Below are 22,760 nucleotides of genomic sequence, written 5' to 3' on the forward strand. Positions count from 1 at the left end.
ATGACCCCTCATTTTCTTTTTAAATACTTCAAGAGCTTCCAATACTTCCTTGCTAATTTGCCAAACTTTGAGTTCCTAAACGTTTCATAATTTAATTGCAGCTTTTGATAATCTTCTTGCAGCTTTTCATATTCATATGAACCAAATGATTGCTTTACTTCGTTTACAAGAACATAATCATCGAGTCCCATCATAAACTCCTCATGCTCTACAATTAAATCCAACTGACGAAATAATTGCTCTTCCATTCTCTTTTCTAATTCCATGACCTTATTAGAAAGAATTTCGTTTTCTTTTATTAATAATTCATTTTTCCGTAGAATATTAGCATCGAAATCTTCAGTCGAAACCTCTATTAAACTTGGTTTAAAATTTACAGTTGTTGAATCAACATGACTACTATTCAATAATTCACTATTCTTCATTTCAAACCTCCAGAACAATAAGATAAACACCTTAAGTAAGACGTGTTTATTAAAAAATGAAAATTTTATTAATTAAAGATTAACGATTTTTTGTGAATCTTAATGAGTATCCATGTTAAAAAATGTTAAAAATATGTAAAAAAAATAACTGCCTTTGCAAATTTTGCAAAGGCAGTCTTTTATATTAATGTTTTATTAAGCTAAATTGTAAAATTAATTAACAATCGATTTAAACACAAGTTCTGTGTGCGATTTGTTTGGTTTTATAATATATGGATTTTGCTTAGCTTTCTTTTTCCATTTACTACGATTATTAACCATATTTTCTAAAATAGAAATGACCTCATTCTCTTTATCAGTTACAGGACCGAATAAGCGATTTTGAGTAATTGGTCCTTCATTGTAATGTCTTGTGTAAAATTCATTGTAATCAAACTGGTAGAATAATACAGGTTTCTCTAGATATGAAAAATCAAATGAAACAGTTGAATAATCAGTAATTAACACACTGTGGCGTTTTAAAAGAGATTGAACAGTTTCTTCACCTTGAACCATTACTTTAATGCGTTCATGAGGTGATTTGAATTCAGGCATATATAATTGCGTTTGATAATGAGGATAAAAAGTTACTGTTAAATCTTTCTTTTCAAGTAGTTCGTGTAATTGTTTATTATGAAGTAATTTCATATAACGTTCCCAGTATTCTGATTCTTCAAGTGCTTCCTTTGATCGATTCCAAGATCGCCACGTTGGCATTAATAAGATCTCATTTCCTTTACTTTCATCAACAAGTGCATCCCATCTTGGAAGTCCAGTGACGATTACTTCGTCCTTTTCATAACCAAATTCAGAGATGATATGTTCTTTTTCAAATTCACTAGAAACAACAAACTTTTTGTAATCAACTTTATTCTTATGCAGTACATGACTTACACGACTAACCCCAATGACTCCATGTTGTAAGAAGATCCGTTCGTTTCGTTGAATTTCCGGTCGCTCCTCAACTATGGATCGATAAGCGTCAGTATACATATGTGGATCTTCCGCATAGCTATTAATTGTTTTAGTCGAAAGTAGTAAAATCAAACTATGCATCATACTTCCAAATTGAACAATATGTCCAAGATGTGCTATATGGTTATAATCAGGACTATTCTTATCTATTACATAGTACGCATTAATTTGCGGGTACTTTCTTCGAATATATTTGAATAAATGATATGAGTTATCTTGTGCTGTATCTTGTCGTTCACCAATTAACCATAGCTCTTTTTTCTTCATAAATTGATAGAATAATAAATACAGACAATAAACCATGACTGTATGCCATTCTTTTTTGTAAGCAAACTTTACGACTGGACGAACAACTCGTTTTACTCGTCCAATATTAAATTTCATTTGCTTAGCCACAGGCATTTCAACAACGCGGAAAGATAAATTTCTCTTTTTGTAATACGGTGCAATTTTTCGGTTATCAATTAAATAAGGTCGAGTTTTTTTAGTTTGTTTGTATAAACCTACTTTTAAAGGTTCAGTAACTGTTTTATTGCGATCTGAAACTGTCATCCAAACGCTCCAGCTACCGTTATCAAGCAGAGTTGATAGGTTTTCAATTATACAATCATACCCTGACTCATCAAAATTGATTTGATTATTACCTTGTACATAACTAACATCTTTACGAGAAACATTCTCAAGGGGAAATTCAACTTCTTGTTTTGTTTTCCCTTCTTTGAATACAATCTTTTTTACGCTTCCATTCGTACTAATTCCGTTAATAAAAGCAAAGCCTTTTATCGTTAAAGTATCATTTGAAAGTGAGATGTCTTCAACCTTTTGACAAAGACTAAACCCTTTAATTTCCAGAAATTGTTTCCACTTTGGAAAATGGTTTACTAAATAACTATAAGTTAAGCCCTTTATTTCAACGGTTTCTCGACTAATATCCAATGTATCCATTAGTGAAAGTAATTTGTATAAATCATCGGGTGTACCTTCATTAAATATTGAATAAAACAAACCTTGGTACATACGACTACCGGTTAAAATATTTCGATAGTGTATGGACTGAATATATTTTTCTCCTATTTCATACAAATTGAAAATATCTTTTTTCGTAAACTTTTTTCGTTTATTTATGATACTTTGGCAAAAGAAGACCCATTGCCTCTTTTCAATCGGAAACAGACGTATAATCGTATTGTTTTCTTCATGGAATGACACTAACCTTTGTTGAGTCTCTACTAATCCTTCAAAAAATGTTAAATCTGCTTGCTGCACTAAACTTGCTCCGTTTTGTTCAACTCGATAATTTAGTACACTTTTGTCTATAACTACCGTTCTATTCGATTTAAATAAAGCTTTTTGTGTGAATAACAGATCTTCTCCAACACGTAAGTCTTGATCAAACATAATATTGTAAACTGATAATAAGTGCTTTTTAAATAATTTGTTACATACACTTGGCGTGACATGTAAATCTTTTGAACTCCTAATATGTCTAACAGGGTTAAGATTTTTCTTAAACAAATCATCCATATACATCAGTCGCCATGTTCTTTTTTTATTAAAACATGTAATATCCCCAACTACTGTATCAGCATTATGTTTTTTTGCTTCATCAAACATACTTTTGTAAACGTCAGCATCTACAGTATCGTCACTATCTAAAAATGCAATATATTCACCTTTTGCCGCTGAAATCCCTCTGTTTCTTGCAGCTCCTGGACCTCCATTTTTTTGCTCAATTAATCGGAAGTTCTTGTAGCGTCTAATTTCCTTTTTTATAACTGATACACTATTATCTGTGGAGCCATCATCAACAATTACAACCTCAAGTTGTTTCATTGTTTGTTTTTTTAGTGAATTAATACATTCTTTTATATAGTTCTCTTTATTAAAATTGATTACTATAACCGTAACACCTATTTGTTTTTTCACCACGTATTTATCCCCTTTTTAAAACTTTGCACTTCCTCTTATTTCAAAATTTAGTAAATCATTATTTAAGCTCAATATTGAATGAGGTCAAAACAATTGATTCCTAGTTTTATATTGAAAAAATTATTTTTTATAAAAAAAAAAACCATTTAAATTTTTGATTTAAATCGCTTTTGTTTCGAACAATACAAAACATTAAAGTTATTATATGCTTATTGTAATGTATTTTTAATATTTTTAATAATAATTTGATTATACCATAAAAAGACTACTAAAGATGTATTCTAAATATTTCAAATTCACGACCCTTACAACCCTCTTTTGGCTTCGTACTAATCTAGGTTTTTATTAAAAAATGCCACTGCAAAATAATGCAGTGGCATTCCATTTATATGAATCTATCATTAAGTAATCGTTCTTTTAATTACCTTCTTCATCATACTTCTTATACTCACCAGAAATGATTCTTTCCCACCATTCTTTATTTTCCACATACCACCGCACAGTTTGAGCTATTCCAGTGTCAAAATTATATATAGGCTTCCATCCTAGTTTTTCTAGTTTACTAGGATCAATCGCATAACGCTTATCATGACCTAAACGGTCTTTAACGAATTCAATTAAGCCTTCAGATTTACCAAGCGTTGAAATGATCGTTTTAACGACTTCTAAATTTGTCCGTTCATTATGTCCACCTACATTGTAAACTTCCCCATTTTCTCCTTTATGCATTACTAGATCAATTGCAGAGCAATGGTCAAGAACATGTAGCCAGTCACGAATATTTTCACCAATACCATAAACAGGAACTTTTTGGTCATTTAGAACTCGTGAAATTGTTAATGGAATTAACTTCTCTGGAAAGTGATATGGTCCATAATTATTTGAACAACGTGTAATATTCATAGGAAATCCATACGTTTCATGATACGCACGAACTAATAAGTCAGATGCTGCTTTACTTGCAGAGTACGGGCTATTCGGTTGTAGAGGTGTATCTTCTGTAAAAAAGGTTGTAGGGTCAAAATCTAGATCACCGTACACTTCATCTGTAGATACATGTACAAATTTTTTAACGTTTATCGCTTTTGAAGCATCTAGTAAAACTTGAGTTCCTAAAACATTTGTTGTCACGAATATACTCGGGTCTGTTATTGAACGATCAACATGACTTTCTGCTGCGAAGTGGATAACATAGTCGAACTTTTCTTTTTTAAATAATGTCATGATTTCTTCACGGTTTGAAATATCAATTTTGATAAAATGATAGTTTTCATTTTGTTCGATGTTTTTATGCTTTGTTAAGTCACCCGCATAAGTTAAAGCATCTAGATTGTATATTGAATAGGAAGGGTATTTATTTATCATGTATTGAACAAAGTTTCCACCGATAAATCCGGCACCGCCTGTAACAGCTACTTTCATGCTTTACTTTACCTCGTCTCTTTTATTTAATTGAACTAAATATCTAGCTAATGCGTCCTGCCATGAAGGTAATGATTGAAAGCCATTTTCTACTAGCTTTTGTTTTGATAATCTCGAATTTTTCGGTCTAGCTGCTCGAGTTGGGTAGTCTTCGGATGCAATCGAGTTTACGAAAGTTTTACTGTCGGTTTGTTTGAATATTTCTTTTGCAAAATCAGCCCAACTAGTAAAGCCTTCATTTGTTGCGTGATAGATTCCATATTTATCAGATTTAACTAAATCTACTATTAATCTAGCCAAATCAACTGTATAGGTTGGTGAACCAATTTGATCTCCGACTATATTTAATTCATCTCTAGTTTCTGATAATCTTAACATTGTTTTAATAAAATTATTCCCATTAAAACCAAATACCCACGAAATACGTATTATGAAATAGTTTTCGATGAATGATTGAACAACTTTTTCACCTTCATACTTTGTTAAACCATAATAACCGATTGGGTCCGGTTGGTCATCTTCATCAAAAGGACTTTCACCTTTCCCATTAAATACATAGTCCGTACTTATATAAATGAACTTTGAATGATGCTTTTTCGCAGCTTCAACTAAAAATCTCGTTCCTTCAACATTCACATTCCAGCAATTCTCTTTATCATCTTCAGCCTTGTCTACCGCTGTATAGGCAGCGCAGTGGATAATCACATCTGGTTTATATGAATCTACTATAGAAAATACCGATTCTTTCTTAGTAATATCTAGATCTTGTCGACCGCAGCCTTTAACATTTAAACCATGTCGCCCACATTCTTGAACGACATCATATCCTAGTTGCCCACCGTAACCAGTTACTAAAACCTTCATTTATATTACTCCTTATAGATAAAATTATTTTCAGCATCCTTTAATAATGGTGCCATTTTGTCCTTTGCAGATAATAACGGAGAAATATTGATAGGCCATTGCACCTGAATATCCGGGTCGTTCCAAATAATGCCACGATCACATTCCGGTGAATATAACTCATCAACTTTATATTGAACTTCCACATCATTTGTTAAAGTCATAAAACCGTGAGCAAACCCTTTTGATATGAATAATTGTTTTTTGTTTTCGGCACTTAACTCGATTCCGAACCATTTTCCGTATGTCGGACTCCCTTTTCGAATATCAACAGCCACATCAAAAATGGAACCCCTTGTACAACGAACTAACTTCGTTTGTGCTCTCGGAGACAACTGATAATGTAACCCACGTAACGTGCCCTTCAATGCAGAAAATGATTGATTATCTTGAACAAAATTTAAATCCATTCCAAAATCCTTCATTTTAGAATCATTATATGTTTCCATAAACCAACCACGATGATCGCCAAAAACAGTCGGCTCAATAACTACAATTCCTTTTATAAAAGTTTCTGTAATTTTCATTGATAATGACCCCTCAAGCTAATATTTGATCTCGCCATTTGCAACTTTTCGTAAATAGTTACCATAACTTGTTTTACTAAGCGATTCGCTTAAACGTAATAACTGATCTTTATCGATCCACCCATTAATATAAGCGACCTCTTCTGGAGCAGATATTTTAATCCCTTGATGCTCTTCAATTGTTTTGACAAAATTTGTTGCCGACACTAAGCTTTCATGTGTTCCAGTATCTAACCATGTATAACCGCGACCCAATAACTCAACTTCTAATTCACCCAAGTTTAAATAAGCTTCATTTACAGAAGTAATCTCCAATTCTCCACGATTAGATGGTTTTACATTTTTAGCAATCTCAATGACACGATTATCATAAAAGTACAATCCCGTTACTGCATAATTTGATTTCGGAGCAACTGGCTTTTCTTCAATGCTCAAAACTTTCCCAGACTCATCAAATTCTACAACACCAAATCGCTCAGGATCCTGCACATGATAACCGAACACTGTTGCACCTTTTTCTTTCATTGCAGCTTTCTTCAAAATACTGCGTAACCCGCTGCCATAATAAATATTGTCACCTAATATCATCGCAACAGAGTCATTTCCTATAAACTCTTCACCAATAATAAACGCTTGAGCCAACCCATCTGGACTAGGTTGTACTTTATATTTCAACGAAACTCCAAACTGAGAACCATCACTTAATAAAGCCTCAAAACGAGGCAGATCCTCTGAAGTCGATATAATTAAAATCTCTCTAATACCCGCCAACATTAAAGTAGATAACGGATAATAAATCATTGGTTTATCATACACAGGCAATAGCTGCTTACTAGTCACCATCGTTAACGGATAAAGTCGAGTACCACTACCACCTGCAAGTATAATCCCTTTTATCGCAAAGACCTCCTAAACATTTAGGAATATATATATTATTATGATGGTGGTTAAGGGGATGTGTAGGTTAAATTCTTAGGGGATTGGAATGAAATGGTAAATTCAGTTGAATTCTAAGTGGAATAAAGTAGGGTCCTAGAGGTAAAAAAGACATAAAAAAAGAACCACCGTTAAAAAGATAACTTTTAACGGTGGTTCTTGAGATTTAGATGTTATTTTGTTTCTGAAGGTAATTCTAAGTGCTGACGAAGATCATTAGATATACTATCTTTTTCTTGTTTGGATACAATAAAATAATAAATTTTATCAATCATCTTGCCTTCACCTTTAACTTGGGTCTTACTAATATTTTGCGCAGCCTGACGGTAATCCTTTTGAATTGAAACCATATCATTTAAAGTGATATTTGTTACAACATTCTTTTGAATTGCTTGTAAAATCGATTGATAGTTTGTTAAAGAAGAAATTGAAGCTCCCTGTTTAATAACAGCTTCAAGAATTTCTCTTTGACGAAGCTCTCGACCAAAGTCACCACGTGGATCTAACTTACGCATACGAGAGAACTTTAAGGCATCTACACCATTTAAATGAATTGGTCCTTTCGTAAAGTGAACACCTTCATAAGTAAAGTCTAAGTCATTATTTACATCAACTCCACCTACTGCTTCAACGATATCCTTAAAGCCTTCCATATTAACTTCAAGATAATAATCGATAGGAATGTTCAAGAAGTTTTCAACTGTATCAACAGACATTTGAATTCCACCAAATGCATAGGCATGGTTAATTTTATCTTCTTTACCTTTTCCAACAATTTCTGTTCTTGTATCACGTGGAATACTAACCATTTTAGTTGTATTTGTATTCGGATTAACCGTCAACACCATCATCGAATCCGAACGACCTTTATCACCAGGACGATGATCAACCCCTAATAGTAAAATAGAGAAAGGTTCTTTCTTTTCAACATTTACTTCTTCTTTTCGTTTATCTGTTTTCTTTATGTCTTTATAAATTGCGTCTGTTGTTTTATTTACATTGTGGTAAATTGAATATGCATAACCGCCTATTCCTAAACCGATGACAACTAGTACACTTAGTACGATTATTAGAACTTTTTTTGTTGTGGACATTTTTTTAGATGATTGTTTTTCTGATCTGGACAAGATTTTTCTCCTTTAATTAGGAATTTAATTTGTAAAAATTTAGCATTACTAATTTCTATCTTACTTCATTAAGGGAATTTTTGCATTTTTTTGTTAATTAATTTTTGTAAACTTAAATAAAAAATTACACGACCTCTTTTAAAAAGATCGTGTAATTAGATAAATCCACATCTATTCTCTTATTGATCAAAACGACTCAATAAATCACTTTTAACTGCTTCTAATTTTTCACTGCTATTTTCTAAAGAATTTCCTTTTACGCCGAAATAGAATTTAATTTTCGGCTCAGTACCTGAAGGTCGTAATGCGCACCATGATTCATCAGATAGAATGTATTTTAGTACATTCGATTTAGGAAGATTGATTTCAACAGTCGTTTCATCTTCAAGATTTGTTTTAGTACTTTCCTTATAGTCTTCAATTACTGCTACTTCAAGACTAGCAAACTCTTTCGGTGGGTTCATACGAAATTCATTCATCATTTGTTGAATTTGCTCCGCTCCGTCTTTTCCTTTTAATGTCATAGAAACTAAGTCTTCTTTAAAGAAACCATATTTTTCAAAGATTTCTAGTAAACCATCATATAATGTTTTACCTTGAGATTTATAAAATGCAGCTACTTCACAAGCTAAAATAACAGATTGAACTGCATCTTTATCTCTTACAAAATCACGAATTAAATAACCATAGCTTTCTTCATAGCCAAACTGGAACTTGTATTCACCTGTTTGTTCATACTCTTTAATTTTCTCACCAATAAACTTAAACCCTGTAAGTGTATCAATCGTATCGATGCCATAGTTTTGTGCAATCACACGTCCAATTTCAGATGTAACGATTGTTTTTAAAACTACACCGTTTTCGGGTAAAGTTCCAAGTAATTTCTTTTGAGATAATAAATACTCAAGCATTAATGCACCAGTTTGGTTACCAGTTAAAATCGTAAACTCACCTTCAGAATTACGCACAGCAACACCTAAACGGTCCGCATCTGGGTCAGTTGTAATTAACACATCTGCATTTACTTGTTCACCGTACTGAATACTTAGTTCGAAAGCTGCATGCTCTTCTGGGTTTGGAGATTTAACAGTTGTAAAGTTTGGATCTGGAAGCTCCTGTTCTTTGACGACAGTTACATTCGTATAACCTAACATACTTAACCCGTTACGAACAGGAATATTAGATGTTCCGTGTAATGGTGAGAAAACAATATTTAAATCTTTCGCATGTTTTTCTACGATATCAGTATTCACAACTACTGTTTTTAACTCTTCTAAATAAGCAGAGTCTACTTTTCCGCCTATTATTTCTAGTAAACCATTAGCTAGTAGATGTTCTTTTGAAGCTACTTTTACTGATAATTCATCTTCAACCTGATCTACGAAGTTCGTTAATGCATCTGCTTCAGCAGGAGGTAATTGTCCACCATCAGGACCGTATACTTTGTATCCGTTGTATTCTGATGGGTTATGACTTGCTGTTAGTACGATTCCACTGAATGCACCTAAATAGCGAACAGCGAATGATAATACTGGAGTTGGACGTAAGCTTTCGAATACATATGTTTTGATTCCATGTGCACCTAGAGATGTTGCAGCTTCCATTGCAAATTCTGGTGATTTGTGACGAGAGTCGTATGCAATTACTACACCTTGATGTTTTGCTTCTTCGCCTTGATTCTCGATGAAGCGTGCTAGTCCTTCTGATGCTTTTCGTACAGTGTAGATGTTTAGGCGATTTGTTCCTGCGCCTAGTTCTCCTCGCATTCCGCCTGTGCCGAATTCTAAGTTTTTGTAGAAGCTGTCTTCTATTAGTTTTTCGTTTGATTTCATTTGTTCTAGTAAAGATTTTAATTCATTGTCTAATGATGGATGTTTGTACCATCTTTCAAATTGATTTATATGATTCATTTATCGTAACCTCTTTTTTAAATGTATAGAAAATCAAAAAATTAAGCGTTTATTTCAAACTACGAATTATTCCTCTTTAAACATGTGAAGTAATTAAATCCATTTCACCATGAATAGAGAATTCTTTTACGTAGCATGGGATTAAAAAGTGCATTCCCTTTTTTAGAGAATGAGTTTGTTCATTAATAGTAATACTTCCTTCACCTTCAATAACACTAGCTAAAATAAAAGGATTTTTATTTAGTAGATTTGTAGTAGCAGTAACTTTCCATCTTTCCACGGAGAAGAATTCATTGTCTATAAATTCTGTAATTAAAGTACCTTCATGTAGATATTCAGTTCTTATTGGATTGGCATCAACATGAGGAAAAGCAATGACATCCATTGATTTTTCTATATGTAACTCTCTTAAATTACCGCTATCATCACGTCGATCATAATCATATAAACGATAAGTTGTATCTGAGTTTTGTTGCGTTTCTAGGATTAATGTTCCTTTACAAATTGCATGTACTGTTCCGCTTGGTATATAGAAAAAATCTCCAGGTTTTATTTGAATTCGACGAAGAACTTCATCCCATTTGTTCTCCTCAATTGTGGAAAGAAATTCAGCTTTTGACTGAGCATTATGCCCAATTATCAATTCAGCCTCTTCTTCACAATCAAGAACATACCAGCACTCAGTTTTACCTAACTCACCGTTTTCATTGATTTGAGCATATGTATCATTAGGATGAACTTGTACTGATAAATCTTCTTTTGCATCTAAGATTTTTGTTAATAGTGGAAATTTCTCCCCTTTTAAATTTCCAAATAAGTGTCTTTGCTGGCTCCATAGTTCGCTTAAAGTTAAACCTTTAAACTCTCCATTAGCTACAACACTAGGACCATTACCATGTGCTGAAATTGCCCAACATTCTCCAGTTTTGTCATTAGGAATCTCGTAACCAAAAATTGCTTCTAGTTGAGTCCCACCCCAAATTCGTTTTTGAAAGACTGGTCTAAAAAAGAAAAGATCCTGTTTTTCTATTAATACGTTCATTTACAAAAACCTTCCCCTTCATTATTCTAATAATAAAAATCCATCTAGAAATTCTAGATGGATTCAGGATTAATCTTTAAGTTTAAAATTTCACAAATTTTATTTACAATAAGTCCCACTTCATTTTCACTTTTAACTACTTCTCTAATTGATAAATCTTTAACTGAATATAATTCTTCTAATGTAATCGTTTCAGCTAAATTATATTCTTTTAAATATGAAATAGTATTTCGATCTTCATTTAATGATTGTCTTTCAATGACATATAGTGACTTACCTTGGTTTACAGCCTCACTAACTGTACCCCAGCCTGCTTTCGTAATGATGATATCACTTGCTGCGATATAGTTTTGTGACTCTGTATAGTCGAAAGGTATCTTATATATATTGTTGCCTTCAGCTTGAACATTGGATGAAACAATATAGACATTATCAGCATATGACCATATAGGTAAATCCATTAATGGCATATCTATTTTCATACCTATTCCAACAAAAATTATCTTTTTGTTGCCAGATGAATTTACAATTTGTCTTATTCTATTTACTTCAATTCGATCAACTGTTCTACTGAAAAATGAAAAATTGAATTGTCCAACTCTACCCCATTTTTCTTGATTTGTAGCAAGAGAAAAATAGTAATCTAGTTGATCATATGATTTTCTTAATCTTTCTAAATCCTGTTCTTTTAGCATATCTTTGTATGCAGAATACCAAGTGAAATTAGAAATACCTATTGTAGGAACATCGAGAATAGATCCTACTTCTATTCCAATCGGAGATATATCAGATATAATACCTGCAATACATTTATCATTAAAGTATTCTAGTTCATTTTTAACTATTTCTTCCCAATTTTGATAGTAATCATAAAGTCTACTTTTAAGTGCAATTGGGTCTGGTTCAAGTGAATCTTTTTTAAGCACATATCCAATATCCGTCTGAACTTCATGAAAAACAACACGTTCACCATATTCAGCTAATGATTCTTTTAAAAATTTTATAGCGAACGAATTACAAATAATTACTCTAACATCTGATGTTCTATTTAATAAATTACGGATAACGGCAATACTTCTAGAAGCATGACCATATCCGTAATCTGAAATATAATATGCGATTGTTTTCATCGATTACCTCATAAAATATTATCTTTTCACCTTGCTATAACACTCACGTTCAATATCTAACCATTTTAAATATTTACGTTCAATGTCACCCTCAACAACTGGATAGCCTGTTTGGACTTCAATAAATTCTAAATCAGTTATTGCTTTTAATGTGTGGAAAGAGCCAACAGAAATGGTTAATACATCCCCTTCACGAACAACGTTAATTTGTCCATTAATGACAAATATTCCTTCACCCTTTACGATCGTCCAAACTTTTTCACAGTGTTGGTGACGATGATAGCTTAAGTTCTTTCCAGGTAGAATGTTGATTCGCTTAGTAACGTTGTGCGTCCCATTATCATATACCATTTGATCAAGTACACGATATGAACCCCATCGACGCTCTTCAAACATTGGACGCTGATCTAAATTTTCTACAACTTCTTTAATCTTCTGACTTGCCATTTTTTCAGATACTAATATGCCGTCAGGACTAACTGAAACAATAGCATCTTGAATCCCCATTACTGTTACAGGAATATGCAATTCATTAATGACATGGGTATTTTCACAATTTCCCCATTTAAAAACTTGTCCTAAAGTATCAGAACCCATTTCCTCAGTTAATGTGTTCCAGGTTCCAAGGTCCTTCCAATAACCTTCGTAACCAATCGCAACAATCTTATCTGTTTTTTCAACAACTTCATAGTCGAAGCTAATTTTTGGTAGTTTACTATAATTGGATGACAGTTCGCTATAAACTAATGGTAGCTCTTTTTCCTCTAGAATTTTTAACATTGATCCTAAACGAAATGCAAATACACCACTATTCCAAATAGCACCATTATTAATTAATTCTTCTGCTTCTACTTCAGATGGCTTCTCTTTGAAATGACTTACTTGGATAACCCCATCATTTACTGTTGCCGGAACTATATAACCATATTTTGATGAAGGATAAGTTGGATTAATTCCCATTAGAGCTAAATCTGCATCAGAATTCTTCAAAACATTTTCTAAATCTAAAACACGTTGAAAAAATGCTTTATCAACATATGGATCAACCGGTAATACTGCAACAATTTCATTTTCGTCAATCAGTTCTTCTGAAAATAAAAAAGAAGAAGCTAATGCAATCGCTGGGAACGTATCTCGTCGTTCTGGTTCAACAATTATTTTAACTTCTTCACCTATTTGACTTTTTATCATTTCTGTTTGTGTTTTACTAGTAGCAATTACTGTATTTTCAGCTACTCCTAAACTTTCTAATTGACTCCAAACTCGTTGAACCATTGATTCTAACTCATTTTGTTCATTTGATAAAACTTTTAAAAATTGTTTCGAACGTGAGTCATTTGATAATGGCCATAATCGTTTACCTGAACCGCCTGATAAAAGGACTAAACGCATCAAATCTCTCCTTATAAGTTTCTATATATCTTTGCAACTCATTATTAATTAAACAAACCACTAGAATAAATTCTAGCGGTTCAATCAAATTTTTATAGTTATTTTAGAGCATTAATCATTATATACTATAATACTTACAATACCAATCTGAAAACATTTGCAGTCCGTCCTCGATACTCGTGCGAGGCTTAAATCCAACTGCTTGCTCTAACAATTCTGTTGAAGCGTAAGTAGCTGGAACATCTCCAGGCTTAATAGGTTCAAATATCTTGTTAAACACTACTTCTTTTCCTAAAGAATTACTTAAACATTTCTCAAGTGTTTCTATAAATGTCATCAATTTTTCTGGATTGTTATTTCCAATATTGTAGACTTTATGAGGTACATTATTCTCATCACTTGATGGGTTACTTAGAAGACGTTCTATTCCTTCTACTATATCATCAATATATGTGAAATCTCTGAATAAATCATTCTCAAAATCACCATTATTGAAAATCTTAATTGATTCACCTGCAAAATATTTTTGAGCAAACCCGAAATATGCCATATCAGGTCTACCTAATGGTCCATATACAGTAAAGAATCGAAGTCCCGTTGCAGGAATTTTATAAAGATGGCTATACGTGTGAGCCATTAATTCATTTGATTTTTTTGTAGCCGCATATAGAGATACAGGATTGTCCACCATATCCGTTTCTTCAAAAGGTACTTTTTTGTTAGCACCATAGACAGAACTAGAAGATGCATATAATAGGTGATCAACTGGATTATGTCTACAAGCTTCTAGAATGTTATAAAATCCTATTACATTGCTTTGAATATATACATCAGGATTCTCTATAGAATATCTTACACCAGCTTGGGCAGCTAAGTTTACCACTATATTAGGTTTATAATCTTCAAAGATATTATTTACCAGCGCCTTATCTGAGATATCACCTTTAATAAAGGTAAAATTTTCAAAGGGCTTTAGTAATTCCAAACGAGTGTGCTTAAGATTTACATCATAATAATTATTAATATTATCTATAGCAATTACTCGACATCCCTGTTCTAATAGTTTTTTAGATAAATAATATCCTATGAATCCAGCTGCCCCTGTAATAAGGTATGTTTTTCTTGTATCAAGAGTATTATAATTCAACGTGCTTCGGCTCCTTTAATCCAGTTCTAATTGTTGATTTTCTTCCAATTGAGTGATATTCAACTCCTGCTTCTTGCATCTCATCAACTTTATAGATATTTCTTCCATCAAAAACCAAAGGAGTTTTCATTAAAGTCTTATATGTTTCAGGAGTTATTGCTTTAACTTCTCCCCATTCAGTAAAGATAAAGCAAACGTTTGCTCCATCTAATGCATGTTCTATATTACTAACATAAGTAATGGTACCTTTTCCACTATTACCTTCTGGATACCTCTTCGCAAAGTTATCAGACCCTACAGGGTCAAAAGCATAAATATCTGCCCCTTGATCTAACAGTAATGGAATGTTATCAAGAGATGCTGCTTCCCTTAAGTCATCAGTTCCAGGTTTAAAGGTCAACCCTAGGACTGCTACCTTTAAGCCACTAAAGGTAATTAACCTTTTACTAGCTTTTTTGTATAACTTTATTTTTTGCTCTTTATTTACATCTATTGCAGCCTTAATAGTTTTCAACTCATATTTATGTTGTCTAGCAATATATTCTAAAGCTTTTGTATCCTTTGGAAAGCACGATCCACCATATCCAATGCCTGCGTTTAAAAACTTGCTTCCAATTCTTTCATCAAAACTCATTCCTCTTGCTACATCCTCTATATCTGCTCCAACTAATTCACAAAGATTAGCGATGTCATTCATATAGGATATTTTTAATGCAAGAAAATCATTTGATGCATATTTAATCATTTCAGCAGACCTTCTATTAACAGAAACAATAGGCAGATGAAAAGGCTCATAAATCTTCATAAGCTTTTCTTCTGCCCATTTACTTTCTGTTCCTATAATAATTCTTTCTGCATACAGAGTATCATGTACTGCTGATCCTTGCGCCAAGAATTCTGGATTTGAAGCCACTTCCACTTTAACATCATTAACTAGGAAATCCTGAATAAATTGTTCAACTTTATCATTTGTACCCACTGGTACAGTAGATTTTACTACAACCAGACAATCCTTTTCTACCGATTCAGCAATTTGTCTTGCAACTGTAGCAATATAAGATAGATTTGCAGAGCCATCAGGTTGTTCAGGAGTCCCAACTCCTATAAAAATAGCATCCGCTTCTCTGTAAGCCGCTTTATAATCAGTAGTATAATTAATATTACCTGCTTTAAAATTCTTCTGCATTAGTTCTTCCAATCCAGACTCATAAATTGGAGAAACCCCAGATTTCATTAAAGTTACTTTATTTTCATCAATATCTACACAGGTTACTTGATGTCCGACTTCTGCAAAGCATACCCCTGCAACTAAGCCTACATATCCAGTTCCTGCTACAGCTATCTTAAACATAGGACTCGCCCCCTTTATTTAATATATTAACTATTTAAATACTATTTATATTCATAGATATAAATTAATTTATTTATTGCTGACTTTAAGTATATTAGTTAAGCTCAACTTTTGAATTTTGATCATATACCAACCGGCAATAATACTATAAACTATGGCCCCAACTATCATTTGAATAATTAAATTTAATAAATCATTTAATCCTGTGTTCACATTTTTTACAGATAGATACATTAATAATCCTGAAAAAAGAAAATATATTTCGTGTTTGAAATAAGTAGTATATGAGAAATACTTTCTTACACTATAAAGTTGATAAAAACATACAGTAAACTCTGCAACAATAGTACCAATTGCCGCACCAACAGCACCATAGCGTGGGATTAATATTAAATTTAAAGTAAAATTAAAAATAGCACCTAAAATAGCTGAAGTAATAAAAATTTTATCCTTCTTTCTCGGTATTAGATACTGAGATCTTATCACATTTCCACATGCTAAAAATAATACTGTTATAGCTAAGTAATCCATGATGACACCTGTCTGTTGAAAATTCTTCCCATAATAAAGTACAGAAAATTCTTTTGAGACCGATATAATCCCAAACATGGCCCCGGTAGCAAAAGCCAAAACTATAAGCATAGTTTTATCAATGTATCTTTTACTTTCATCAATTTTATTTTGTGCATTTAATGCTGTCATTCTTGGCATCATTACGGTGCCTATAGCTGTTATTAAAGCAATTGGGACATTAATTATTTTCTCTGCATTATCAAAGTAACCAACATCTGACATTGAGGCCATATATCCTAGCATAATTTTATCCATTATTTTATAGATACTGACAGATATGACAGGTACAAATAATATTAAATTTGGTCTCAAATGCTTAACAATATCTTTCAAAGATACTTTAGTAAAACATATATATTTTCTTAAAAATGGCCAAAGGCACAGTTGGCTTATTAAATACCCACATGCCATTATGCCTACATAAATATAAATATCATCTTTAGTTCTAACAAATATAAAAATTAAAATAACCGTGGCTATTTTTACCAAAGTATTTCTAAGAACTGTTAATTTAAACTTCTCCATCCCAAAGAAAAACCAATTTATATCCAACAATGATGATAAAACAAAAATTCCTTGTATTAGTGCTACCATTTTATCGCTTGCAATACTAGTAACGTAAAACATATATACTACAAAGCTAAAGCAAAAAAACACAACCTGCAAAGTGTAAATTTCCCAGAAAGTCCTGGATCTCTTTTCAAAATCATCTTGTATAGCGGCTATCTCTCTATTTCCATAATTATTTAATCCAAGCATGGTAAAAAAAGTAAAGTATAATGCTACAGAATAAGAAAAAGAGTAAAGGCCAATACCACTTGGACCAATTACTCTTGAAAGATACGGCGCTGTAAAAAATGGAAGAAATAGTATTAGAAATTGATATACAAAATTGTAAATAACATTCTTTTTTAAACTAGACATATTATCCTCTCGACTGTTTTAATATCTTAGCTGGAATTCCTACTGCGACTGAATTATCTGGAATATCATGGAGTACAACCGCATTCGCACCAACTTGAACATTATCACCAATTATAATATCGCCAATAATTTTTGCTCCAGAAAAAATTACAACATTATTACCTATTTTAGGGAACTTCCCATTTTTTTCCCCTAATGTTACTTGTTGGTAAATTTTGCAATTATCCCCTATTACTACATCTCTACCTATTACAACGCCGAAGAAGTGTTCTAATTTGAAGCACTTACCAATCTTACAGTGCAATGATACTAATACTGAGTATTTAACTTCTAAATGATTTTGTATTATTTTTTTTATAAATTTTGAATTTACTTTTTGTAAATACGCAATCCAAACTGCCACTCTATAATTTGGATTAAATAGCCAATTATATAGCACTTTAAGTATATTTACTTTATTTCTTGAAGTCATGTTCTTATATTCAGATATCAAAACGCTAAACATATAATTTCACTCCTATTTGAATACAGAATTATTTACTAAGGACAAATCTATTAGTTGTCCAAATTTATAATCGTATTCTTCCGGTTCGAATGGTTCAAATCCACACATATGATAAAAAGTCATTTCACCAAAGTATATTCCATCATGACATTCGTAGAAATCTACTCGTACAAAAGGAATATTTTCAGACAATTCAGAAGCTAACTTTATCATATCATCATAAAATTTAGGTTTTGCTATATTCTTTTTACCAGCCATTTCATGACCATTTTTTACTGGAATATGTTTAAATGTTGAAATGTCAAAAAAGTCAAACTTTGTTTCTATCATTCTATCTGAAGCTACATACATTAACTTCGGTTCTCCGTTAATACAAAAAAACTTGTAATCCTTTAATTCTTTACCTGATTCATCAACAAGATATTTCTCAGCTATAATACGTGGCTTTATATCTTTATAAACCATCTCGCGCCCATACAAATAAAATTTTCTTTTTAGGCTTTTGTTAATTTTATCTCTTGCATAATTTAAATCTAAATTCTGTTTATCTTTACAAATTACCAATCCTCCAGAATCGTGTGTGCACTTTAATACAAACTGCTGTGGGAGATTTTCAAAATCAATCTCGTCAAAACTGTCCCAACATCCATATGTAGGAACAACATATCTTCTTCCTATTTTCTCTTGAACGAACGACTTAACTTCAAATTTATCTGCTAAATTTGTATAAACTGGATTACGGTCATATAATTTTAACCACTGTATTTTTTGATTAAAGGTTTTGGGATCATCAAGATTTAATTTCTTTCCAAAGTGAAGATAATACATAACTTCTAAATAAGTTTTGTCAGATAGTCTACCTCCTACTTTACTCAAAACAGCTATTATTATTTTCTTTGGATTTTTTACATATTTTAATATATTCATTTTGCTTTTTTCCTTCCTTTTTTAATTTTCTTTACTGCTCTGCTTTCCTCAAACGGTGCTGTGAGAAAGTATCTAAAATAATATGTCCAAAAATCCAAATGAAATAATGCTTTCCAAAAATATGTGGAATAAAGACCTCTAAAATCACGATGATATACAATACCTTTAATTGACATAACTAACCACATATAGTAGCATTCTTTTTTAAACTTTTTAGGCTCATAAATCAACAATTCATTATTAATCCTTAGAAGAGTACTTATATGCTTATCATATTCTTTAATACTAGTACAATACTCTCCGCTTATAATACTATAGTGAAGTAATTGTATTTCATCTGTTATAGAACCGCCTAATAATGGCTGTAAAAGTTTTTTCTGAACAATCATGGCACATTTCTTTTGTTCATCACTTCCAGCTATTGAAGCCTGATTTTCATGAATGCGATATTGTAATACAACTTCATTTAGAACTGCAATTTTTCCCACTGACATACAATCTGTCCATAGCATATAATCCTGAGCTTTTTTTATGCATTCATCATATTGAATTCTGTGATGCATAAGTAGACTCTTATTTATCATCGCTGTAGGATGTACCAACGCACAAGCAAAAAAGAGCATTCTCATCTTTAATACTTCAAAATGATCTACTCTGGACATGAAAATTTTGTTACTTCCAAGAATCTGAGCATAGCCGCCAAGTACTATTACTTCAGGATTCTTTTCTAAAAACAATATTTGTTTTTCAAACCGATTCAATTCGCTAATATCATCGGAGTCCATCCGCGCTAAATATTTCCCATTTGCTAATTGAATGGCTTTATTTAATGATTTAGTAAGTCCTAAATTAAATTCATTGTGAATTAGTCGAATTCTAGAATCATCGTAACTAAGTATTGTTTTAATATTCTCTTCTGTTGTACAATCATCAATTATGATAAATTCAAAATTTTCATAAGTTTGATTAAGTATACTTTCGATCGACTCTCTTAAAAAATTGTTGTCTGTTTTATAAACAGACATTAGCACTGATATTAAAGGAGTGGATTTCATTTCCATTTTTCATAGTTCCTTCCATTAGTAGTATAAAATCTTTTTATACTACTAAATTGTCTTTAATTTATACGATTTATTTGAAAGAAAAATATATAAAAAAACAATAATAGAAAACGACTGTGGAAATAGTAGTTCATATTGCCATTCACTAAAGAAAACCGTATAAAGCATATATATCGACAAACAATTCCAAAACATATTCTTTTTGGAATTAGCGTAAACATAATTAACAATAAAAGCATAAATACAAGGACCTAAAACAATTCCTAGTACTCCAAAATCTTTCATAAATGGATATAATGCTGTTGATATAGCATTCCCCTTTATAGATGGTGATAAGTTTATATACTGATTTACATATGTTGTAATGATATTATCCGCTCCAGCATAGTCATGACCAAAAAGCATTGAATATCCAATTTCAATTGGTGTTGTAATGAATCCGAATGTTGCCTTACCATAAAGGAAGCTTCCGTTTAAAGCGAAATTTTCTGGATTTTCAATAATATAACTAAAATAAACTATCGGTCCTGTAAAATAATAAACTGCATTCTGTAAAGCACTTGTATCTTTAGATAAACTTCTTTGAGAACTTATAAATATCATAGCAGCGATACCTAAAACTATTAATATTTTTATAAATATATTACTCTCTTTAATCCTTTTTAAGACTTCCTTCAAACGTTTAGAATTAATTAAAAATGCAAGAACATAAAAGAGTAGACACTTAAATAGAGCGTTCCTCCCAGCTGTAACTAGAACTGCCATTAATATTCCAGACATTGAAATAATAATTAATGTAATGTTAGACTTCTTTTTAGCAACTAAATATGCTGAAATTATAGTGGTAACATAAAATACAGGGAAAACTAACCATTGACAAACCAATGCTTGTTTTGTGTTAAAAATCACATGAATTGTATTTGCATTTAAATAATAAAACCTTACTAGCTGCCACTCACCAGCAAAAAGTAAAGGTATTGTTTTGACTAAAATAGGAATCAACCAAATTATTGATACAAAATTTATAACTATTAGTGGTACATATTTTATTTTCCCTTTATCTATATCATGCTTTTTCTTAATTAATTCAATCTCTTTACACCTTAAGTACGTAATAAAGGAAATAACGCTAAAAAATAATGTACTAATCAATATATAGAGTATAGCTTTAGTCGATGGTACATATATTCCCCACAAACCTAGGCAAGACAAAAAAGTAAACCAAAGCCAAATTGAACTAAATAGAGAAACAGGATTTACCAAAGCTTTATATATTTTCAAAGAGAGCATAATTAATACTATATTTACTATTAAAATAAGAATTGAAAATAAGAAAATTTACATAACCTCCCTGTTTAATATATAATTTATAAAATTGAAATTTTTTCACAACAGATCGTACATTATAGATTTAGAACTATCTCTGTTAATTTATTGCTCTCTTTTTTATGAGTTTGAATTTCAATTGGATTGATTTTCTCATATTTCTGAACTGTCATAATCTGAATCATATGATCTCCTAAGGCCTTATAATCCAGATATTCAAAAAACAATGCATTATTATAATTATCTAATATTTCTCTAGCAAACGGGGAATCACTGGCCACAATAAAACTCCCACTTAATCTTGCTTCCAATAATGGTAGGCCAAAGGACTCTATAAATGATGGAAATAGTAATACTGACTGTTGATAGTTTTTAAATACTTTTTCTCTTGGGATACTGCCATCAAATCCGATTTTAAGATTATGTTCCATGACATATTTGTACATCATTTCTGTATGCTTATTCTCATCTGGACGAATTGTGAATGTTACCTTATAATCGGTAACTCCCTTTTCCTGTATATATTTGCATGCCTTCAATACAGTAAGATGATTCTTATATGTATAAGAAGCTGCAGGATAGAAAAAATTAATTCTATTTTCCTTATCATCACTAAATTTGCCTATATTATTTGTACTTATATCTGGTGGCAACAAAATTATCTTGTCATCTTTAACCTTCGCTTTTTCAATTAAAGCATCCTTCATCCACTGTGTCTGTACAATTGTTTTATCAACTTTTCTAAGAGAAGCAAAAATCATTTTTTTAAGTACATTTTGGTGTAACCATAGTATCTTACCATCACGCCTCAAGTTAAACTTGTGATCGGTAAGTACAGATGGTAAATGTAAATACACACATTGTGGCTTTTTATAAAAAGAGATACCTTTGTTTTGGAGAGAAAAAACTTTATCTGGTTTATATCTCTTTAAAATTTTCCTAGTGACAACATAATCAAAATATAATCTATGAAACCAACTTTTTTTTACCCATGGATAACGTAAAGTAATAATATTTTCTTGCTCCTTATATTCAGGCTTACTAACTGCAAAAATCCATTTAATACTTTTATCTTCATACTCACTAATCTGCTTATACAAATCATTTAAAATTTCTAATGCGCCTGACTCACTAGCATGTACATCATAAATCAATATTTTCATTCTACTTCCTCCATGTTTGGATGCTT

The 22,760-nt window shown here is 31.6% G+C and carries 19 protein-coding genes; all 19 read right to left on the reverse strand.

Annotated features, from left to right (window positions below; all coding sequences use genetic code 11):
* Nucleotides 1-8: 8 nt before the first annotated feature.
* On the reverse strand, nucleotides 9-425 hold the full coding sequence (locus COI44_RS11915; protein ID WP_098428146.1) for a hypothetical protein: 417 nt from the start codon (nucleotides 423-425) through the stop codon (nucleotides 9-11).
* Between the two features lie 213 nt (nucleotides 426-638).
* The gene (locus COI44_RS11920) at nucleotides 639-3,368 is read right to left on the reverse strand and encodes a bifunctional glycosyltransferase/CDP-glycerol:glycerophosphate glycerophosphotransferase (RefSeq protein ID WP_098428147.1); all 2,730 of its coding nucleotides are present in this window, start codon (nucleotides 3,366-3,368) and stop codon (nucleotides 639-641) included.
* Between the two features lie 417 nt (nucleotides 3,369-3,785).
* The gene (rfbB, locus tag COI44_RS11925) at nucleotides 3,786-4,790 is read right to left on the reverse strand and encodes a dTDP-glucose 4,6-dehydratase (protein ID WP_098428148.1); all 1,005 of its coding nucleotides are present in this window, start codon (nucleotides 4,788-4,790) and stop codon (nucleotides 3,786-3,788) included.
* A 3-nt stretch (nucleotides 4,791-4,793) separates the two neighbouring features.
* Nucleotides 4,794-5,654, reverse strand: coding sequence for a dTDP-4-dehydrorhamnose reductase (rfbD, locus tag COI44_RS11930; protein ID WP_098428149.1), 861 nt, complete (start codon nucleotides 5,652-5,654; stop codon nucleotides 4,794-4,796).
* A 5-nt stretch (nucleotides 5,655-5,659) separates the two neighbouring features.
* Entirely contained in the window at nucleotides 5,660-6,220 is a 561-nt protein-coding gene (gene rfbC, locus COI44_RS11935) for a dTDP-4-dehydrorhamnose 3,5-epimerase (protein WP_098428150.1), read from the reverse strand.
* 18 nt (nucleotides 6,221-6,238) lie between these two features.
* Nucleotides 6,239-7,117 carry a glucose-1-phosphate thymidylyltransferase RfbA gene (gene rfbA, locus COI44_RS11940; protein WP_098428151.1) on the reverse strand — a complete coding sequence of 293 codons (879 nt, stop codon included), beginning with the start codon at nucleotides 7,115-7,117 and terminating at the stop codon, nucleotides 6,239-6,241.
* Between the two features lie 212 nt (nucleotides 7,118-7,329).
* Nucleotides 7,330-8,283 (reverse strand): polyisoprenyl-teichoic acid--peptidoglycan teichoic acid transferase TagU, encoded by a 954-nt coding sequence (tagU, locus tag COI44_RS11945; protein ID WP_483295480.1) that lies wholly within the window; start codon nucleotides 8,281-8,283, stop codon nucleotides 7,330-7,332.
* A 179-nt stretch (nucleotides 8,284-8,462) separates the two neighbouring features.
* Nucleotides 8,463-10,193, reverse strand: a complete 1,731-nt coding sequence (locus COI44_RS11950; RefSeq protein WP_098428152.1) for a phospho-sugar mutase — start codon at nucleotides 10,191-10,193, stop codon at nucleotides 8,463-8,465.
* A gap of 76 nt (nucleotides 10,194-10,269) precedes the next feature.
* Entirely contained in the window at nucleotides 10,270-11,235 is a 966-nt protein-coding gene (gene manA, locus COI44_RS11955) for a mannose-6-phosphate isomerase, class I (protein WP_098428153.1), read from the reverse strand.
* A gap of 53 nt (nucleotides 11,236-11,288) precedes the next feature.
* On the reverse strand, nucleotides 11,289-12,365 hold the full coding sequence (locus tag COI44_RS11960) for a glycosyltransferase (RefSeq protein WP_098428154.1): 1,077 nt from the start codon (nucleotides 12,363-12,365) through the stop codon (nucleotides 11,289-11,291).
* Nucleotides 12,366-12,383: 18 nt separating this feature from the next.
* Nucleotides 12,384-13,757 carry a sugar phosphate nucleotidyltransferase gene (locus COI44_RS11965; RefSeq protein ID WP_098428155.1) on the reverse strand — a complete coding sequence of 458 codons (1,374 nt, stop codon included), beginning with the start codon at nucleotides 13,755-13,757 and terminating at the stop codon, nucleotides 12,384-12,386.
* A 118-nt stretch (nucleotides 13,758-13,875) separates the two neighbouring features.
* Complete coding sequence (locus tag COI44_RS11970; RefSeq protein ID WP_098428156.1) at nucleotides 13,876-14,904, reverse strand: SDR family NAD(P)-dependent oxidoreductase; 1,029 nt, start codon at nucleotides 14,902-14,904, stop codon at nucleotides 13,876-13,878.
* Nucleotides 14,894-16,255, reverse strand: a complete 1,362-nt coding sequence (locus tag COI44_RS11975) for a UDP-glucose dehydrogenase family protein (protein WP_098428157.1) — start codon at nucleotides 16,253-16,255, stop codon at nucleotides 14,894-14,896. Before COI44_RS11975 ends, COI44_RS11970 begins: the two co-directional genes overlap by 11 nt.
* A 69-nt stretch (nucleotides 16,256-16,324) precedes the next feature.
* Complete coding sequence (locus COI44_RS11980) at nucleotides 16,325-17,752, reverse strand: flippase (RefSeq protein WP_098428158.1); 1,428 nt, start codon at nucleotides 17,750-17,752, stop codon at nucleotides 16,325-16,327.
* A gap of 1 nt (nucleotide 17,753) precedes the next feature.
* Nucleotides 17,754-18,257, reverse strand: a complete 504-nt coding sequence (locus COI44_RS11985) for a serine O-acetyltransferase (protein WP_098428159.1) — start codon at nucleotides 18,255-18,257, stop codon at nucleotides 17,754-17,756.
* Nucleotides 18,258-18,269: 12 nt separating this feature from the next.
* Nucleotides 18,270-19,184, reverse strand: coding sequence for an ATP-grasp fold amidoligase family protein (locus tag COI44_RS11990; RefSeq protein ID WP_098428160.1), 915 nt, complete (start codon nucleotides 19,182-19,184; stop codon nucleotides 18,270-18,272).
* Nucleotides 19,181-20,245 carry a glycosyltransferase gene (locus COI44_RS11995; RefSeq protein WP_098428161.1) on the reverse strand — a complete coding sequence of 355 codons (1,065 nt, stop codon included), beginning with the start codon at nucleotides 20,243-20,245 and terminating at the stop codon, nucleotides 19,181-19,183. The genes COI44_RS11990 and COI44_RS11995 overlap by 4 nt, the downstream gene beginning before the upstream one ends.
* 45 nt (nucleotides 20,246-20,290) lie before the next feature.
* The gene (locus tag COI44_RS12000; RefSeq protein WP_179887096.1) at nucleotides 20,291-21,526 is read right to left on the reverse strand and encodes an O-antigen polymerase; all 1,236 of its coding nucleotides are present in this window, start codon (nucleotides 21,524-21,526) and stop codon (nucleotides 20,291-20,293) included.
* A gap of 122 nt (nucleotides 21,527-21,648) precedes the next feature.
* Nucleotides 21,649-22,734, reverse strand: a complete 1,086-nt coding sequence (locus tag COI44_RS12005) for a glycosyltransferase (RefSeq protein WP_098428163.1) — start codon at nucleotides 22,732-22,734, stop codon at nucleotides 21,649-21,651.
* Nucleotides 22,735-22,760: the final 26 nt, after the last annotated feature.

The organism is Bacillus sp. AFS088145, from assembly GCF_002564465.1.
GTDB lineage: Bacteria > Bacillota > Bacilli > Bacillales > Bacillaceae_G > Gottfriedia.

Bases quoted from the DNA above. Each gene is read 5' to 3' on its own strand.
- COI44_RS11915 (WP_098428146.1), bottom strand. From the start codon at position 425: ATGAAGAATAGTGAATTATTGAATAGTAGTCATGTTGATTCAACAACT.
- rfbB (WP_098428148.1), bottom strand. From the start codon at position 4,790: ATGAAAGTAGCTGTTACAGGCGGTGCCGGATTTATCGGTGGAAACTTT.
- rfbD (WP_098428149.1), bottom strand. From the start codon at position 5,654: ATGAAGGTTTTAGTAACTGGTTACGGTGGGCAACTAGGATATGATGTC.
- rfbC (WP_098428150.1), bottom strand. From the start codon at position 6,220: ATGAAAATTACAGAAACTTTTATAAAAGGAATTGTAGTTATTGAGCCG.
- COI44_RS11950 (WP_098428152.1), bottom strand. From the start codon at position 10,193: ATGAATCATATAAATCAATTTGAAAGATGGTACAAACATCCATCATTA.
- manA (WP_098428153.1), bottom strand. From the start codon at position 11,235: ATGAACGTATTAATAGAAAAACAGGATCTTTTCTTTTTTAGACCAGTC.
- COI44_RS11960 (WP_098428154.1), bottom strand. From the start codon at position 12,365: ATGAAAACAATCGCATATTATATTTCAGATTACGGATATGGTCATGCT.
- COI44_RS11965 (WP_098428155.1), bottom strand. From the start codon at position 13,757: ATGCGTTTAGTCCTTTTATCAGGCGGTTCAGGTAAACGATTATGGCCA.
- COI44_RS11975 (WP_098428157.1), bottom strand. From the start codon at position 16,255: ATGTTTAAGATAGCTGTAGCAGGAACTGGATATGTAGGCTTAGTTGCA.
- COI44_RS11980 (WP_098428158.1), bottom strand. From the start codon at position 17,752: ATGTCTAGTTTAAAAAAGAATGTTATTTACAATTTTGTATATCAATTT.
- COI44_RS11985 (WP_098428159.1), bottom strand. From the start codon at position 18,257: ATGTTTAGCGTTTTGATATCTGAATATAAGAACATGACTTCAAGAAAT.
- COI44_RS11990 (WP_098428160.1), bottom strand. From the start codon at position 19,184: ATGAATATATTAAAATATGTAAAAAATCCAAAGAAAATAATAATAGCT.
- COI44_RS11995 (WP_098428161.1), bottom strand. From the start codon at position 20,245: ATGGAAATGAAATCCACTCCTTTAATATCAGTGCTAATGTCTGTTTAT.
- COI44_RS12005 (WP_098428163.1), bottom strand. From the start codon at position 22,734: ATGAAAATATTGATTTATGATGTACATGCTAGTGAGTCAGGCGCATTA.